This window comes from Sorangium sp. So ce375 (genome assembly GCF_051473855.1).
Taxonomy (GTDB): domain Bacteria; phylum Myxococcota_A; class Polyangia; order Polyangiales; family Polyangiaceae; genus Sorangium.
The window spans coordinates 12977488-12990791 of record NZ_CP150335.1; the positions used below are offsets into that span (position 1 = coordinate 12977488).

Annotated in this window: 8 protein-coding genes; 5 read left to right on the forward strand and 3 right to left on the reverse strand. The window is 68.8% G+C overall.

What is annotated here, in order from left to right:
* Positions 1–97: 97 nt before the first annotated feature.
* A complete protein-coding gene (locus WME90_RS48295; RefSeq protein ID WP_437278887.1) occupies positions 98–3613 on the reverse strand; it encodes a hypothetical protein in 3516 nt (1171 codons plus the stop codon).
* Between the two features lie 567 nt (positions 3614–4180).
* Between WME90_RS48295 and WME90_RS48300 the strand changes: the two genes are divergently transcribed.
* The 3 genes from WME90_RS48300 to WME90_RS48310 are packed head-to-tail and all read left to right on the forward strand — an operon-like array spanning position 4181 to position 6437.
* Positions 4181–4966, forward strand: coding sequence for a 2OG-Fe(II) oxygenase (locus tag WME90_RS48300; protein WP_437278888.1), 786 nt, complete (start codon positions 4181–4183; stop codon positions 4964–4966).
* Between the two features lie 7 nt (positions 4967–4973).
* Complete coding sequence (locus WME90_RS48305) at positions 4974–5636, forward strand: alanyl-tRNA editing protein (protein ID WP_437278889.1); 663 nt, start codon at positions 4974–4976, stop codon at positions 5634–5636.
* A 9-nt stretch (positions 5637–5645) separates the two neighbouring features.
* The gene (locus WME90_RS48310) at positions 5646–6437 is read left to right on the forward strand and encodes a hypothetical protein (protein WP_437278890.1); all 792 of its coding nucleotides are present in this window, start codon (positions 5646–5648) and stop codon (positions 6435–6437) included.
* On the opposite strand, the gene WME90_RS48315 is transcribed toward WME90_RS48310, so the two are convergent.
* Complete coding sequence (locus WME90_RS48315; protein ID WP_437278891.1) at positions 6412–7041, reverse strand: LysE family translocator; 630 nt, start codon at positions 7039–7041, stop codon at positions 6412–6414. The two genes, WME90_RS48310 and WME90_RS48315, sit on opposite strands and share 26 nt — an antisense overlap.
* 966 nt (positions 7042–8007) lie before the next feature.
* Between WME90_RS48315 and WME90_RS48320 the strand changes: the two genes are divergently transcribed.
* Positions 8008–11190: a fibronectin type III domain-containing protein gene (locus WME90_RS48320; protein ID WP_437278892.1), complete on the forward strand. Its 3183-nt coding sequence runs from the start codon at positions 8008–8010 to the stop codon at positions 11188–11190.
* 184 nt (positions 11191–11374) lie between these two features.
* Here the strand turns inward: WME90_RS48320 and WME90_RS48325 are convergent, their stop codons facing one another.
* Entirely contained in the window at positions 11375–12367 is a 993-nt protein-coding gene (locus tag WME90_RS48325; RefSeq protein ID WP_437278893.1) for a class I SAM-dependent methyltransferase, read from the reverse strand.
* Here WME90_RS48325 and WME90_RS48330 point away from each other — a divergent pair.
* On the forward strand, positions 12366–13304 hold the full coding sequence (locus WME90_RS48330) for an NAD(P)-dependent alcohol dehydrogenase (protein ID WP_437278894.1): 939 nt from the start codon (positions 12366–12368) through the stop codon (positions 13302–13304). The two genes, WME90_RS48325 and WME90_RS48330, sit on opposite strands and share 2 nt — an antisense overlap.

Sequence of the window (13304 nt, forward strand, 5' to 3'; positions counted from 1 at the left end):
CACGCCGTTCGCCTCGTCCGTGGACGAACCCTCATCGAAAGGGGGACGAATGAGAAGCTGGACCGATGTGGTGCTCTGGAGCGTGGTGCTCGTCTCGCTAATGACCTGGCTGCTCGCCGTGCTCGGTGTGCTGTCCGTGCACCCGTGGACCCCCGCGCTCCTCGTCATTTCCGCCGCCTTCGCCGTGACCGGGATGCTGCGGCAGATGCCCGGGAGGCCGCGGCTCTGAGCCGGTGGGAGCGGCTGGGACCCCCGGCGGCGCGTCCGTCGCTGTCGTCGGGGCTGCGGCGCCGTCCTGGCAGCACCGGACGCCGGTCGAGTAATCGAGGTAGCTCCTCGGGTGGGCCGTGACGAGGGCCTCGCAGCCTGCGCGGGTCGAGCGCGCGTAGAAGCCGCCGGCGAACGCTCCGTCCGGCTCGTTCACCCACTCATCGAGGTTGCCCACGAGATCGTAGACCGCGTCGCTGCCCCAGCGGCTCCTGCACCGCGGGCTCCCGCCCGTCTCCCGGAGCAGCGGCTCCTGGGCGCTGCGCACGCGGTTCAGCCGGGGATCCAGGTGGCCGATCGACGCGTTGCCATGGAGCATGGCGGCCGGGTGCGCGGGCCGGAAGACGTTGCACACGCCCTCCTCGAACGTGTCGCCGTACGGGTACAGTGTGTCGTCCTCGCCGCGGCACGCCGTGACGAACTCATCGACCGAGCAGAGCCGCTTGCCGGCCGCGGCGCAGGCGCTCTCGGCCACGAGGCCGGTCACGTAGCCGCTCGGCCGCACCCCGGACCGCGAGCGGGCCAGGGCGGCGATCGCCCGGCCGCGCTGCCAGCCGGCGAGCAGCGGCAGGGGGAAGGCGCGCGCGTGGACGTCGCCGATCCGCCGCAGGCTCGTCGACCAGTCGGCGAGGGTGAGCTCGAGCAGGTTCGGGGTCGACGGGTAGTCGGGCGAGAGCGCCTGTCCGGTGGCGCCGTCGACGAGCATCGCCTCGAAGCGATCGATGCAGAAGCGGCCGCCGTCGACGGCCACCATGTCCGCGGGGCACGCGGGCGCGCCCAGCGCGGCGGGGGCGGGCGTGTCCGCGGGCGCTCCCGCGGCCGGGCGCACCGACGCGCCCGCGCTCGCGGGCAGCGCGGGGCGCGCGACGCCCGCCTCGGCCTGCGCGTCGAGGCCGCTCACCGCGCTCCCGAACCACCGCAGGCTGCCGTCGGACGTCCAGACGGTGTCGCCCACCACGCAGGCGCCGGGCGCGGCGAGCTCCGGGACGGTCACGAAGGCCCCGGGCGCGGGGGCCGGGACGGCGCGCCGCGCGGGCTGCCCGTCGACGCAGAGCGCGCCGGTGTCGTCTGCCGGCCACGGCTGCGACGCGAGCTCCGCGCCGTCGTCGTCCAGCCAGACCACGTGGCGCCTGGCCGCGTCGCTGAGCAGCGCGCCGCCGCCGGGCAGGGCGACGAGCCGCACCGCGAGATCGCCCTCGACGAGCGGCAGCGAGGTCGCGCGCGCCGCGCCGGGCCGGCCGAGCGCGTCGATCGACAGCGCCACGACCTTGCGCGGATTCGCGGCGCTCACGCCGGCGACGATGGCTCCGCCGCCGCGGCGCTCGCACGCGTCGAACCCCGCGCGCACCGGCGACTCGAGGGCGAGCGCGGGCGGCGCGCGGCCTGCCGCGGCGGGCGCGGGCGCGGCGGGCGGGGGCGCGCCGGGCGTGAGCGCGCCCAGCGCGGTGAGCGCGGTGAGCGCGCCCGAGGCGTCGATCCCGGTGATCTGGAGCCTGTCGCCGAGCACCTCGAGGAAGAGCCCGCGCTCGCGGCCGCCGACGAGCGCCGTGCTGTCCTCGTGCGCGCGCCCCCGCAGCGCGGGCACCACGACGGGCTCGGGCAGGAGCCGCACCACATCGGTCCTCGCGAGCCACCAGGACGCCCCGATGCGCGCGGCGCGCCGCCTGTCGGTGGGGCGCTCCGGCTCGCCCAGCGGCGTGCCCGGCGCGCCGGGCGGCGTGCCCGGCGCGTCGCCGGCTGACGCGGCGCCGAGGCCCTCCGGCGCAGCCGCCGCGGCGACCTGCCCGCGCGCGTCGAGCCGGTGGAGCTGCCCCGCGGCGAAGGCGAGCCCCTCGCCGTCCGTGGCGAGCGCGCCCCACGCGATGCGCGCGCGCCGCGCCGGGAACGGATCCGGCTCGCGGCGCGGCTGCCCGTCGGCGCGTGAGGCCGAGAAGAGCCCGCCGGCGATCGTCTGGAAGTACGCGCGATCTCCCGCCCACGCGGCGAGCCCGGGATCGTACCGCGGCTGCCCCGCGGCGCGCCGGGCGCCGCTCGCGGCGATGCGCTCGAGCGCGCCGATCTCGGCCGGCGTGACCGAGGTCGCGTCCGCGAGGCGCGCCGGATCCACGGCGCAGGCGGCCCTGGGCGCGGCGCCGGCGAGCAGCCGCTGGAGCGAGGGCGCGACGCGCGTCGCCTGGCAGGCCCCGTTGCGGCCGGTGACGTCGACGACCACCGCGCCTGCGCTCGTCGTCACGAGGCGTGGATCCTGGTGGCCGCGCAGCGCGCCGTACTCGAGATCCCCCTCGACCACGACGGCGCGCCGGCTCGGATCGAGCTTGCCGTCCTCGCCGAGCGAGGCGAAGGCGATCTGCGCGCTCCCGAGCCACGACGCGCTCGTCTTCTTCGAGCTCGCCGCGTAGTACAGGAGGTCGATCGCGCCCGGCCGCCCGCCTGCGTCGATCAGCGCCATGCCGTCGAGCGGCGGCCGGAAGCGCAGCCCGGTGGGGGACGACGTGGCCGCGATCCCCTCGGACGGCGAGACCCATCGGAGCCGCACCTCGACCTCCGGCAGCGGGTCCGGCCGCTTCGGCCGGGGCGCGGAGCGTGCGGTCTTCGTGGGCCGCCCCTCGCGCCCGCGATGCTCGCCGCGCTTCTTCTTCCGAGTTGCCTTGCCGCTCGCGCCGGACGTCTTTCCCGCCGGCTTCGGCTTCGACGCCGTCGCCTTGCGGGCCGGGGCCTTGCGCGCGGGCTTCGCGTCGGCGGAGCGCTCGCGCGCGGCGCGCTGCGCCGGCGTCGTGGAGCTGTCGCGCGGCGCGACCTCGGCGAGCTCGAGCAGCGCGACGCGCTCGCCCACGGCGGCCATGGCGTGCGCGCGGATCGGGGCGCACGTGCGCGACGCGGCCGAGGTCTCGCCGGGGAGGATGGCGGTCACGCAGAGCTCGCCGCCCTGCGAGGTGAGCAGCGTGGTGGTCCCGTCGGGGGAGGAGCGGGCGCCGGCGAGGTCCTCGTCGAGGAGCAGGTGCGGCGGTCCGAGCTCGCCCGTGGCAGCGTCGAGGCGCCTGACCCAGCCGGCGCGATCCGACGACAGCTTGGAGAGGAACAGCACCGAGCGTCGGTCGAGCGACGGCTCGATCGTGAACGAGAGCGGCTGTGCTGTCGCCGTGCCGAGCGGCGTGCGCCCGGGGGGAGCAACGCTGGCGAGGGCGATCGCGGCGGCGCCGGTCGAGGGCGCGCTCTCCGAGGCGGGGGCCGGGCTGATGCCGGGCGCGTGCGCCGCGGTGCCGGTCTGTGCGGGCGCGTCCCGCAAGGAGCCGCCGGAGCACGCGCCCGCGCCGCAAGCGAGCGGCACGAGCAGGGCAGGGATCACGGATCGGGGGGAGAGGGGGGATCGGGGACGACGCATCCTTCGCTCGCGCTCGGGTCTCCTTGTCCGCGTGGCTGCCCGGAGCGGCGGCCGAGCCTAGCGCGGGCATCGGTCGCACGCTCGCGGTTGGTCCGGAAATGGCAGAGAGGACGCCAAGAGGGGCGAGGTGCAGCGATGGCAGAGCGCGATCCGCGATTGTGGGCCTCCGGCTGGACCATGGGTCAGGAGACCTGGACCCCAAGCCGCGAGAGCCGAACCAACGAGTAGGTCAGCCTCTGAAGCACCCGATGTCCGGGCCCAATGTCAGGGAGCTGCGGGCTCCGTGCTGGGCTCGGATGCCGAGCCACTCGGATGGTATGCGCTCAGCGGAGAGAGCGCGCGCGGCAGCGGTGCCGGACGAGCTCTGAAGACACGACGAGCTCTGCGGTGAATCGAACGTTTAGCTCCGTTCCAGCTCCTCGCGGGGACCTCGCCCGGAACGTTACGGGAAGAGAGTCTTCCCCGGCTCCCGTTTACAATATCCCAGGCCGACGCCGATGTCGGACGCAGAAACAGGACTGGGGGGAGCACATGAAACCCGCGGTAATGATTTCGAATCCGCTGAATCGAGAAGGGCTCGTCGCGTTGATGGATGGCGAGGTCGTTGCGCTGCGCGTCCCGAATTTCTATCCGGAGGATATCGGTCTCCAGGTTGCTGCCCGGATGCGAAGGTCTGATATGTATGGGAAATATATGAACGCGCCCGAGATCGCCCGCGTCGGCCAAGCGTTCTTTGAGTCTGTCGCGTCGGCGCACCTTCGGAGGGTTTACTACGCCAAGGCCGTCGAATGGATCCACGAAATGCGGTCCTGCTGCGAACCATACCTCAGCCCGATCGATAAGCTGCGCCTCGTTCTCGACGAGATCTGGCCGAGTGGATCGAGGCTTGGAACCCTGCAAGGAAAGAAGATGTTCGTCGGGTTGGCTCGTTTCTTCGGTGCAGGAGTGGGCGCCGAGCCGCATCAAGATGTCCTCGCCTGGGACGCGCCGGGGGTTGACGAAGCTGAGAGGATTGAGGGGCAATTCGCGGCGAATATCTACCTCAAGATGCCTCAGGACGGTGGTGACCTGCTGATCTGGCCGATGTCGCTGTCCCGAGAGGAGTACGAGCGAGCGGGAGTCCAAGGAAGCTACGGGGTTAATGGAGCTGTATTGGCACACGATCCCGTCCGCATTTCTCCCAGGACGGGAGAGCTGATCCTGTTCAACTCGAACCTCGTCCATGCGGTCGAGAACGCCCGCCAAGGCGAGCGCGTTACCTGGTCCTGCTTCGTGGCAAGCCAGGGCGTCAACCAGACGTTGATGATGTGGAGCTAGGCGGGAGATGGAGTCTAGCACAAAAAGGGTTTATCTGGAGCGAGCCGATGCGACAGGGAATGTCGTCGTGACCGAGCTCATCGCAGGTGAGAGCCCCGTCGTCCGAGTGGCTGAGACCTGGTTCCACCCTCAGGGAGGCGGTCAAAAGTCGGATCGAGGGACCATTGGTCCGGCGCGCGTGCTGCACGTGGCTCACAACGGCGGCATGGTGGACCACTTCGTGGACTCGCTCGTTGGGCTGTCCGTCGGAGGAACCTACGGCTTTGCAGTCGACTTTTCCGGGAGGAGGCTGAATTCGGTCTATCATTCGTCCGGGCACCTGATCGCCGGGGTGCTGGAAAGCCTTCAGCCTGGATTGACCGCCGTGGCCGGTCATCAGTGGCCAGGAGAAGCGCGCGTCGAGTTCGAGGGTCAGGCGGAAGCTTCCAGCTTTTATGGGCTTGCCGCAGAGCTCTCGACACGCCTGGGAGAGCTCCTCTCGAAGCCCATCGAGGTCAAGGTGACGGGTGATCCGTACAGCTCGCGAGCGATCCAGATCGGGGACTTCCCTCCGATACCTTGCGGCGGAACCCACGTGCGGTCTCTGTCCGAGATCTCCGTTATACGAGTCCTGAGCATCAAGAGGAAAGGGAACCGTGTTCGCGTCGCTTATGACGCGCTACCTCCCTGATTCCTGAACATGAGCCGCTCGACGGACCGAAGCTTGCGGCGTGGGGTTGTGAAGCTGTCGTGCCCTGATGGCGCTCAGCAGATCCGTCTGGTAGCCGGTGACGTCGTATTTTGGATCGATGGGCTCGAGCACCGCTTCAAGAGCGTGCTGCACAGCGAGCTCATCCAGTTCATCGCGAGCCTCCATCCTGAAACGGCCTCGTCGGAGGCGATCTTCGCTCATTTTCGGGTGGTCTATCCCGTCGGATCTCCAGCGAGCCTCGAACGAACGATCCATAAGATCGTGCATGGGGCTCGGCAGGATCTGCTGCGCGCTGGCTTGGCGCTGCAGGTGATCCGCAATGTTCGTGGGCTCGGCTATCGCCTCGCTGAAGGATGGAGAAAAGAGGATGAGATCGACGGAGGGCGCCTGTGTCGCGCCGAGATCGAAGAGCTGCGTGCCCTGGCCAATCGCTGTGTTGCCTACATGGACTCCAGGCCCATCGTCGAGAACGCGGCGGAGCTCTTCTACCTGGACACCGAGCGCCACGTCGTGCAAGAGAACTTCTCCCATTTGTACTCGATTGGATCTCAGATGTTGCTCAGCCTCGCCGAGCCGGCGTTCGTGCCTGATATCCTCGACATCAAGCGCGACCTTTCTGTGCTCATGAGCTACGTGGTCTTCTGGCGGGTGGGGCACCGCATTACCGAGGAAGCCTGGCGTCTGGACTATCGGCGAGAAATCGCGAAGTGTATCGAGGACGTCGAGATGAGGATCCGCAAGATCGAACGGTTCCTCACGTCGTCGCGCCCACCCGGATAGCCAGCGCGATCAGCAGCAGCCCCATGATGCGATTGAAGCCGAGCTCGTGCTCGAAGAAGAATCTTCGGGCCCGCGGCCGAGAGAGAACCTGAGCGACGAAGGAGAACCAGCCGAGAAGCGTCAGAATCATCGCGGCAACGAAGCCTGCGCGGACAGGTACGGGCGGCGCCTTCCGGAGCACCAGGGAGAAGAAGCTGACCCAGAACAGGATCGCCTTCGCGTTGAGCACATTGACCAGAAAGCCTTCGAGCAGCGGGGAGCGCAGCGCGCTCTCCTTGCGGCGACAAGGCGGTTCCTGATGCGGGCCAGAAGGCGGTGCGGTCCGCTTGGAGAGCAGGAGGCGGAGCCCCAGGTAGCCTAGATAGACAGCCGCCGCCCACACCAGGGCAGCGTAAACACGAGGAGAACTCGCGATGACGGCCCCCACCCCGAGGTTCGCGACGAGGATGTGCAGCGAATTGGCCAGCGTCACGCCCGCGGCACAAAGCAGTCCGGCTCTTCGCCCCCGGGTAAGGCTGTTCTTGACGGTGACGGCGAAATCTGGTCCCGGTGAGACAAGGGCCAGGAGGAATACGCCGAACGCGTAAACCAGGGGCGCGAGCATTTCGTGGGCTCCTTAAAGCCAAGCCGTTGGACGGTCAAGGTCTGTCGCCGTCCTGTCCGTTGACACGCTGGCTTGTGCATCGAGCAGGCATGGGGCAAGCTCAGCTAGATCTGCGTGAGCAGCAATCCGTGTGTCATGACCGTCCGCTCGCCCATGGAAAGTGCCGACGTCCGTCACGCGGTGCCCGTGTTCGACATCGCGTGAAAAGGCGAGTCGTGCCGGATACCGCCATGACGACCGTCCCGATCGTTATGGGACGCGCGGGCCCGTCGGGAGCCCTGCGGAGCCGCGGAGGGGGGACGCAAAAGCCGGTAAGCGGTCGTCCTGCGCCGGGGGGCGGCAGGAGGCTCGCCAGCCCTTCGCCGCCGTGGAGATCGAGAGCGCGACCCCTCCGGCGTGCAGCGGGGCGTGGGGGACGCCGGCCGGCGTGCAGAGGGGCGTGGGGGGACGTCGGCGAGGCGGCGCGCCGTCGCGATGCGCTGCTGGTGCGCTCGGAGGTGCTGTCGTCGGGATACCGCGTCGCATTGGCAGGAGTAGCGGTTCGCATCAACAATCTTCCGCCACCGGAGCTGAGCGTGTCGATTCGTCCTTGACCAAACCGGTTTTGTCGACAATATCAGCCGAAAATTGAACAGGGCGATAGAGAGAACGGTGGGACTTTACGCCCCCTCTCCTCGCCTCCCTGTGAATTCTCCGCGCAAAAAATTCGCGGAGATGTTTCAGGGCTCGCCCTTGACCAACCCGATTTTTTTGGCAATGTCGGCGGAAAATCGAGCAGGGCGACAGAGAGAACGGTGGGACTTTACGCCCCTTCTCCCCGTCTCCCTGTGAATCTCCCCGAAAAATTCGCGGGGATGTTTCAGGGTTCGCCCTTCACGTCCTCGAATCGCTTCTACGAAACGGCGCCTTTGGGTTTGCGCCGTTTCCCGATCCATTTTGCTTCATCTATCACGAGGTAAAGTAGTAATGCGCCAACGTCGTACCCTCGCACCTCTCTGGCTCCCGCTCTTCTGCCTTCCCGCCTGCGTCTCTTTCGATTCGTCCGACTCCGTCGAGGCGATCGCGTCGCAGCAAGCGGCCCTCTCCGGCACGGATCTGACCCCGACGTCCACGGACGACGTCAGCGATATGTGGGGAAATCTCCCGGGTGACGAGGGCATCGACAAGGTGCACGACGGCGACATCGACACCAAGCTCTTCATGCCCCGCCGCAGAGACTGGATCCAGTACCGGATGCAGGCTCCGTCGATCATCGTTTCGTACGACATCACCTCGGCCAACGACTACCCGGACCGTGATCCGCGCGACTGGACCTTCGAGGGCTCTTACGACGGCCTGACCTGGCACGTGCTCGACACGAGGACGAACGAGTCCTTCACCTCGCGGCACCAGACCCAGTCCTACACCTTCTCGAACTCGAATGCGTACCTCTACTATCGCTTGAACGTCACTGATAACTTCAGCGACGACGACGATTACAACGAGCTGCAGCTCGCCGAGCTGCGCGTCGGCGGCTCGGTGGCGGCGGGCACCAGGCCCGGCACTCCGGCGCTCGGCGCGCCGAGCGTGAGCTCGAGCGCCGTCACGCTGACCTGGACGCCCGCCGCGAACGCCACCGGTTACTACGTGCAGCGCGTGAACGACGACGGCAGCGGCACCACGGAGTTCTTCACGAGCTCCACCAGCTACACCGACACGAACCTGGCTCCCGGCACGGGCTACCTCTATCAGGTGCAGGCGGTGAACGGCGCGGTGCGCGGGTTCCCGTCCGCGGTCTCCGCGCGCGCCACGACCGCGGGGGTCGCCGCTCTCCAGGACATCACCGCGCTCTCCTCGTCCGTGCCCGTCGAGCAGCACCCTGGAAACGAAGTCACCGGCGAGGAGGTCACGAAGGTCACGGACAACAATCCGTTCTCGAAGTACTACGAGCCGAGCTCCAGCACCTGGATCCGGCTCGAGACGCCGAGCTCCGTGGTCCAGAGCTACAGCCTGACGTCCGCCAACGATTTCCCGGTCCGCGATCCGAAGGACTGGACGCTCGAAGGCTCGAACGACGGCGCGAGCTGGACCGTGCTCGACACGCGAACCAACCAGTCGTTCACGAACCGCCACAGCACGCGCACGTACGCCTGCAACCCCGAGCACCTGGAGTTCAGCCACTACCGCCTGCACATCCAGGCCAACCACAACGACGTCAGCACGCAGCTCGCGGAGTGGCGGCTCTTCGGCACGAGCAGCGCCTCGCTCGCCGCGCCGGCCGCGCCGGGCAACCTGAACGGGCAGGTCCTGTCGGGCAATCAGATCCGCCTCACCTGGACGGACAACGCAGGGCAGCTCAACCCCGAAACGTCGTACCGCGTCGAGCGAGCCACGAACTCGAGCTTCACCTCCGGTCTCGTCGTCGGGACCACGGGCGCCGGCAGCACCGAGTTCCGCGCCACGGCGCTGGCGCCGAGCCAGACCTACTATTTTCGCGTGAGCGCGGTGAACGCGGCGGGCAGCTCGAGCACGGTCGGACCCGTGAGCGCGACCACCACCGCGAACACACCGCCCCTGTCGTTCGTGGAGAACGGCTGGTACGGCGGCCAGAATCGTACGGTAACCCGCACCTACTCGGACGCGCACATCGCCACGTACTTCGACGAGTACGTCCCGAACCCGTCCGGCGTCACCTGGGTGAACCCGATCATCAGCGAAGCCTGGGCGTACGCGAAGGGCACCTACGGCAGCATGGTCGACCCGATCCTCTACGTGATCGGAAACCAGGACGACGCTCCGGGTGACGACGGCAGCGACGCCTACGACGCCGCGGGAGTCATATACGCCTCGGGCGACGAAGCCTCCTATCGAAACATCATCTTCACAAACACCGAGGATTGGTCGGTGCCGGACTACGGCTGGGCCCTGCAGTCGCTGATCCACGAGATGGGGCACATCGTCGAGAGCAACAACAACGGCCTCGCGGGCTCGCCCGCCTTCAATGCCTGGGGTGACAGCAAGTGGGCCGACATCTTCGGTTACGACGTGCACCTGCACCTGACCACGACCCCCTCGAACATGGCCTCGCAGTTCTACGAGGAAATGCTGCTCAGAACCGATGATTACGGCGTTCACTGGTTCCGCGACTGGTACTATCCGCTCTATGCCGGCGAGTTCGGCAACACGGCCGCGGACCACAAGGGCAGCCGGTTCCTGGCCGGGTTCTTCGAGCTCCTCGCCGAGCATCTGCCCACGATCAACAGCAGCTACGGCGGTCGCCCGCTCAACCTCGGCGAGTTCATCCACTTCTGCTCGGGCGCCGCGGGGGTGGACCTCGAGGACGAGGCCCGGCTCGCTTTCCGCTGGACTCCGCAGCTCGAGCTCGAGCTCGCCAGGGCGCAGTCCGAGTTTCCCGGCGTCTCGGCGCTCTACCTCGACAATCGCGCGCCCGGGTTCACGTTCGATCCGATCACGCGTGGCGCCACGGTCAACGTGGCGCTGTCCGGGCAGACGCTCGCGGGGACGGCTGCCGATCCGGACCTCGGCGACACGCTGACGTACTCCAAGCAGAGCGGCGCGAGCTGGCTCACGGTGGCGAGCGACGGCACGCTGAGCGGTACGCCGCCCTCCGGCGGGCTGAGCACGGCCGTCGTGCGGGTCACGGATCAAAACGGCCTCTTCGACACGGCCGAGCTCGTCTTCGACGTGACGGGCGGAACCTGCACGCCGGAGAGCGACGCCCAGCTCTGCGCGCGGCTCGGCGCCAGCTGCGGCAGCGTGAACGGCGTCGACAACTGCGGCGCGCCGCGCAGCGTGAGCTCGTGCGGTAGCTGCACGGCTCCCGAGACCTGCGGCGGCGGCGCTCCGAACGTGTGCGGCGGCTCCGGCGGCAGCGCTCCTTGCAGCGGCCTCTGCTCGAGCCCGGTCGTGTTCTCGACCCAGAGCTACCAGTCGGGCAACCTCGGCACTGCGGCCACCTGCCACGAGACCGTCGCGAGCCTGCAAGGGCTCAACTGCGGCAACTTCGCCGCGGGGCGGACCTTCCGCATCAACGGCGTGCTCGTGACCTGCAACGGCGCCAATGTCACCTTGCCGGCCACGCGAAACGGCGGCTACTGCATGCAGGCCAGCGCCGGGAACGAGCCCTGGGCGTACTTCGCGACGTTCTGAGCCTCTGCGCGTACGTAAAAGAAGCCGGTTCGCTGCGCGACGAAGCGTGGCGCGGCGAACCGGCGGGGCGGGAGCGCGAGCGTCGCGGCGGCTCGTTCATGGGAACGTGGGCAGGTAGGGCGCGGCCCCCCGGCTCCGGAAGTGGAGCGCGATCGCTGTCGGGCGGCGTCGCGCGCTCTCTGCTTCAGGAAAGGCGATCCGCTGTCACGACGCGCAGGTGCTTCACCGCCGTCGTCGCGCGATCGACGTCGGGAGACAGCGCGGCGCCGATACCGTGGATGTCCTCGTCTGCGGCGACGCCGAAGCCGTGCCTGGCGAGGAGCGCGCGCATCGCGTCGGCGGTGAACGCGGAGCGCAGCGGCTCCCCGAGCAAGCGCACGAGCAGGCCGATCACGCGGAGCATGAGCGCGGGGCTGTGATAGACGATGACGAGGCGGCTGCCCGCGGCCGATCGCCGTGCGAGGGCGGCGAGCGTCGCCTCCACGTCGGCCGGGGTCAGGTACATGACAACGCCCTCCCAGACCCAGGTGGTCGGGCGCGCGGGATCGTGGCCCGCCTTCGCGAGCGCGCCGTCGAGGGCGTCGCGCTCGAAGTCGACGGGTACCCAGCGGATGTCCCGCGCGCACGGGGAGAGCGCCGCGACGCGCGACCGCTTGTCGCGCTGCGAGTCCGGGTGATCGACCTCGAAGACGACCACGTCGCGCAGCTCGGGCATGCGCCACGCGCGGCCGTCGAGGCCGGCGCCGAGGATGACGAGCTGCGGCGACGCGGCCCCACGGATGGCGTCGTCGATCGCGACCGTGCGCGCGACCATCACCTTCGACTGGCGCTCGAGGTACGCGCGGCCGAGGCGCCCGCGTAGTCCCTTCGGCGTGACGCCTGCACGGAAGCGCTCGACGCGGGCTCGCGCCTCGTCGGGCAGGAGCGCCATCGCTGTCGGATCGGAGAACCGCGTCACCGTCGTCGCGCCGTGCGCCGCTGCACGTCCCATGCACACGAGCTCCGCGGTCCGGCTTGCGCGCCCAGGCTTCATGCGCGGAACGATAACGCCGCATCCATCACCCGCCAACCCTGCGGATAGGTGCGGTGCGCGCCCGACCGCGCTCCCCCAAACGCAGGCCGAACCGTGCTGCCCCCTCGACACCCACGGCCCCGTCGCGACACCCTGCCTCGCCATGAAGGCTGCTATCTGCCCGAGCTACGGCCCCCCCGAGGTCCTCTTCATCGACGATGTCCCGAAGCCCATCCCCAGGGTCGACGAGATCCTCGTCAAGGTCCGCGCCTCCTCCGTCAACTCGAGCGATTGGTTCATCCGCAGCGGCCTTCCCGAAGCCCCCTTCTTCATGCGCTGGATGATGAAGGTCGTACTCGGCTTTCGAGGGCCTCGACGCCGCATTCTCGGGCTCATCGTCGCAGGTGAGGTCGCTGAAATCGGGAAATCGGTCACCCGCTTTCGCACAGGTGACCGAGTCTATGCGTTTACCAAGTTCCGCCTCGGGGGCTACGCCCAGTTCACTTGCCTCCGCGAGTCCAGCACCGTGGCAATCGCGCCCCGAAACCTCCCCGATGAAGAGGCCGCCGCCATTCCCTATGGCGGCCTGCTCGCGCTCCATTGTCTCCGCCGCGCGGCGCTCAAGCCAGGCCAACATGTCGTGATTTACGGAGCATCGGGGGCCGTGGGGACTTCGGCCATCCAGCTCGCACGCAATGCAGGAGCCGAAGTCACGGCGGTGTGTGGCCCGGCCAATGCTGCGCTGGTCCGTACGCTCGGCGCCACCCACGTGATTGACTACACGACGGAGCGGTCGCTCCCCGAAGGGACTCGCTACCATGTCGTGCTCGACGCCGTGGGTAAGCGAAAGACCTCGGCGCTCCGCTCTGCGTGCAAGGACGCGCTCGTCCCCGGCGGCCGTTCGATCTCGGTCGATGATGGGACACCGGAGCTGTCGGCAGGCGATCTTGAGGAGCTGACCGCCCTCGTCGACGCCGGTGCCCTGCGACCCGTCATCGATCGGCGTTATCCGCTCGAACACATCGTCGACGCCCACCGATACGTCGAGCAAGAGCACAAGAAGGGAAACGTCGTGATCACGGTTGCGCACGACGGCGACTGA

Coding starts and splice junctions, on each gene's coding strand:
- WME90_RS48300 (WP_437278888.1), top strand. CDS start 4,181: ATGAAACCCGCGGTAATGATTTCGAATCCGCTGAATCGAGAAGGGCTC.
- WME90_RS48305 (WP_437278889.1), top strand. CDS start 4,974: ATGGAGTCTAGCACAAAAAGGGTTTATCTGGAGCGAGCCGATGCGACA.
- WME90_RS48310 (WP_437278890.1), top strand. CDS start 5,646: ATGAGCCGCTCGACGGACCGAAGCTTGCGGCGTGGGGTTGTGAAGCTG.
- WME90_RS48315 (WP_437278891.1), bottom strand. CDS start 7,041: ATGCTCGCGCCCCTGGTTTACGCGTTCGGCGTATTCCTCCTGGCCCTT.
- WME90_RS48320 (WP_437278892.1), top strand. CDS start 8,008: ATGCGCCAACGTCGTACCCTCGCACCTCTCTGGCTCCCGCTCTTCTGC.
- WME90_RS48330 (WP_437278894.1), top strand. CDS start 12,366: ATGAAGGCTGCTATCTGCCCGAGCTACGGCCCCCCCGAGGTCCTCTTC.
- WME90_RS48325 (WP_437278893.1), bottom strand. CDS start 12,367: ATGGCGAGGCAGGGTGTCGCGACGGGGCCGTGGGTGTCGAGGGGGCAG.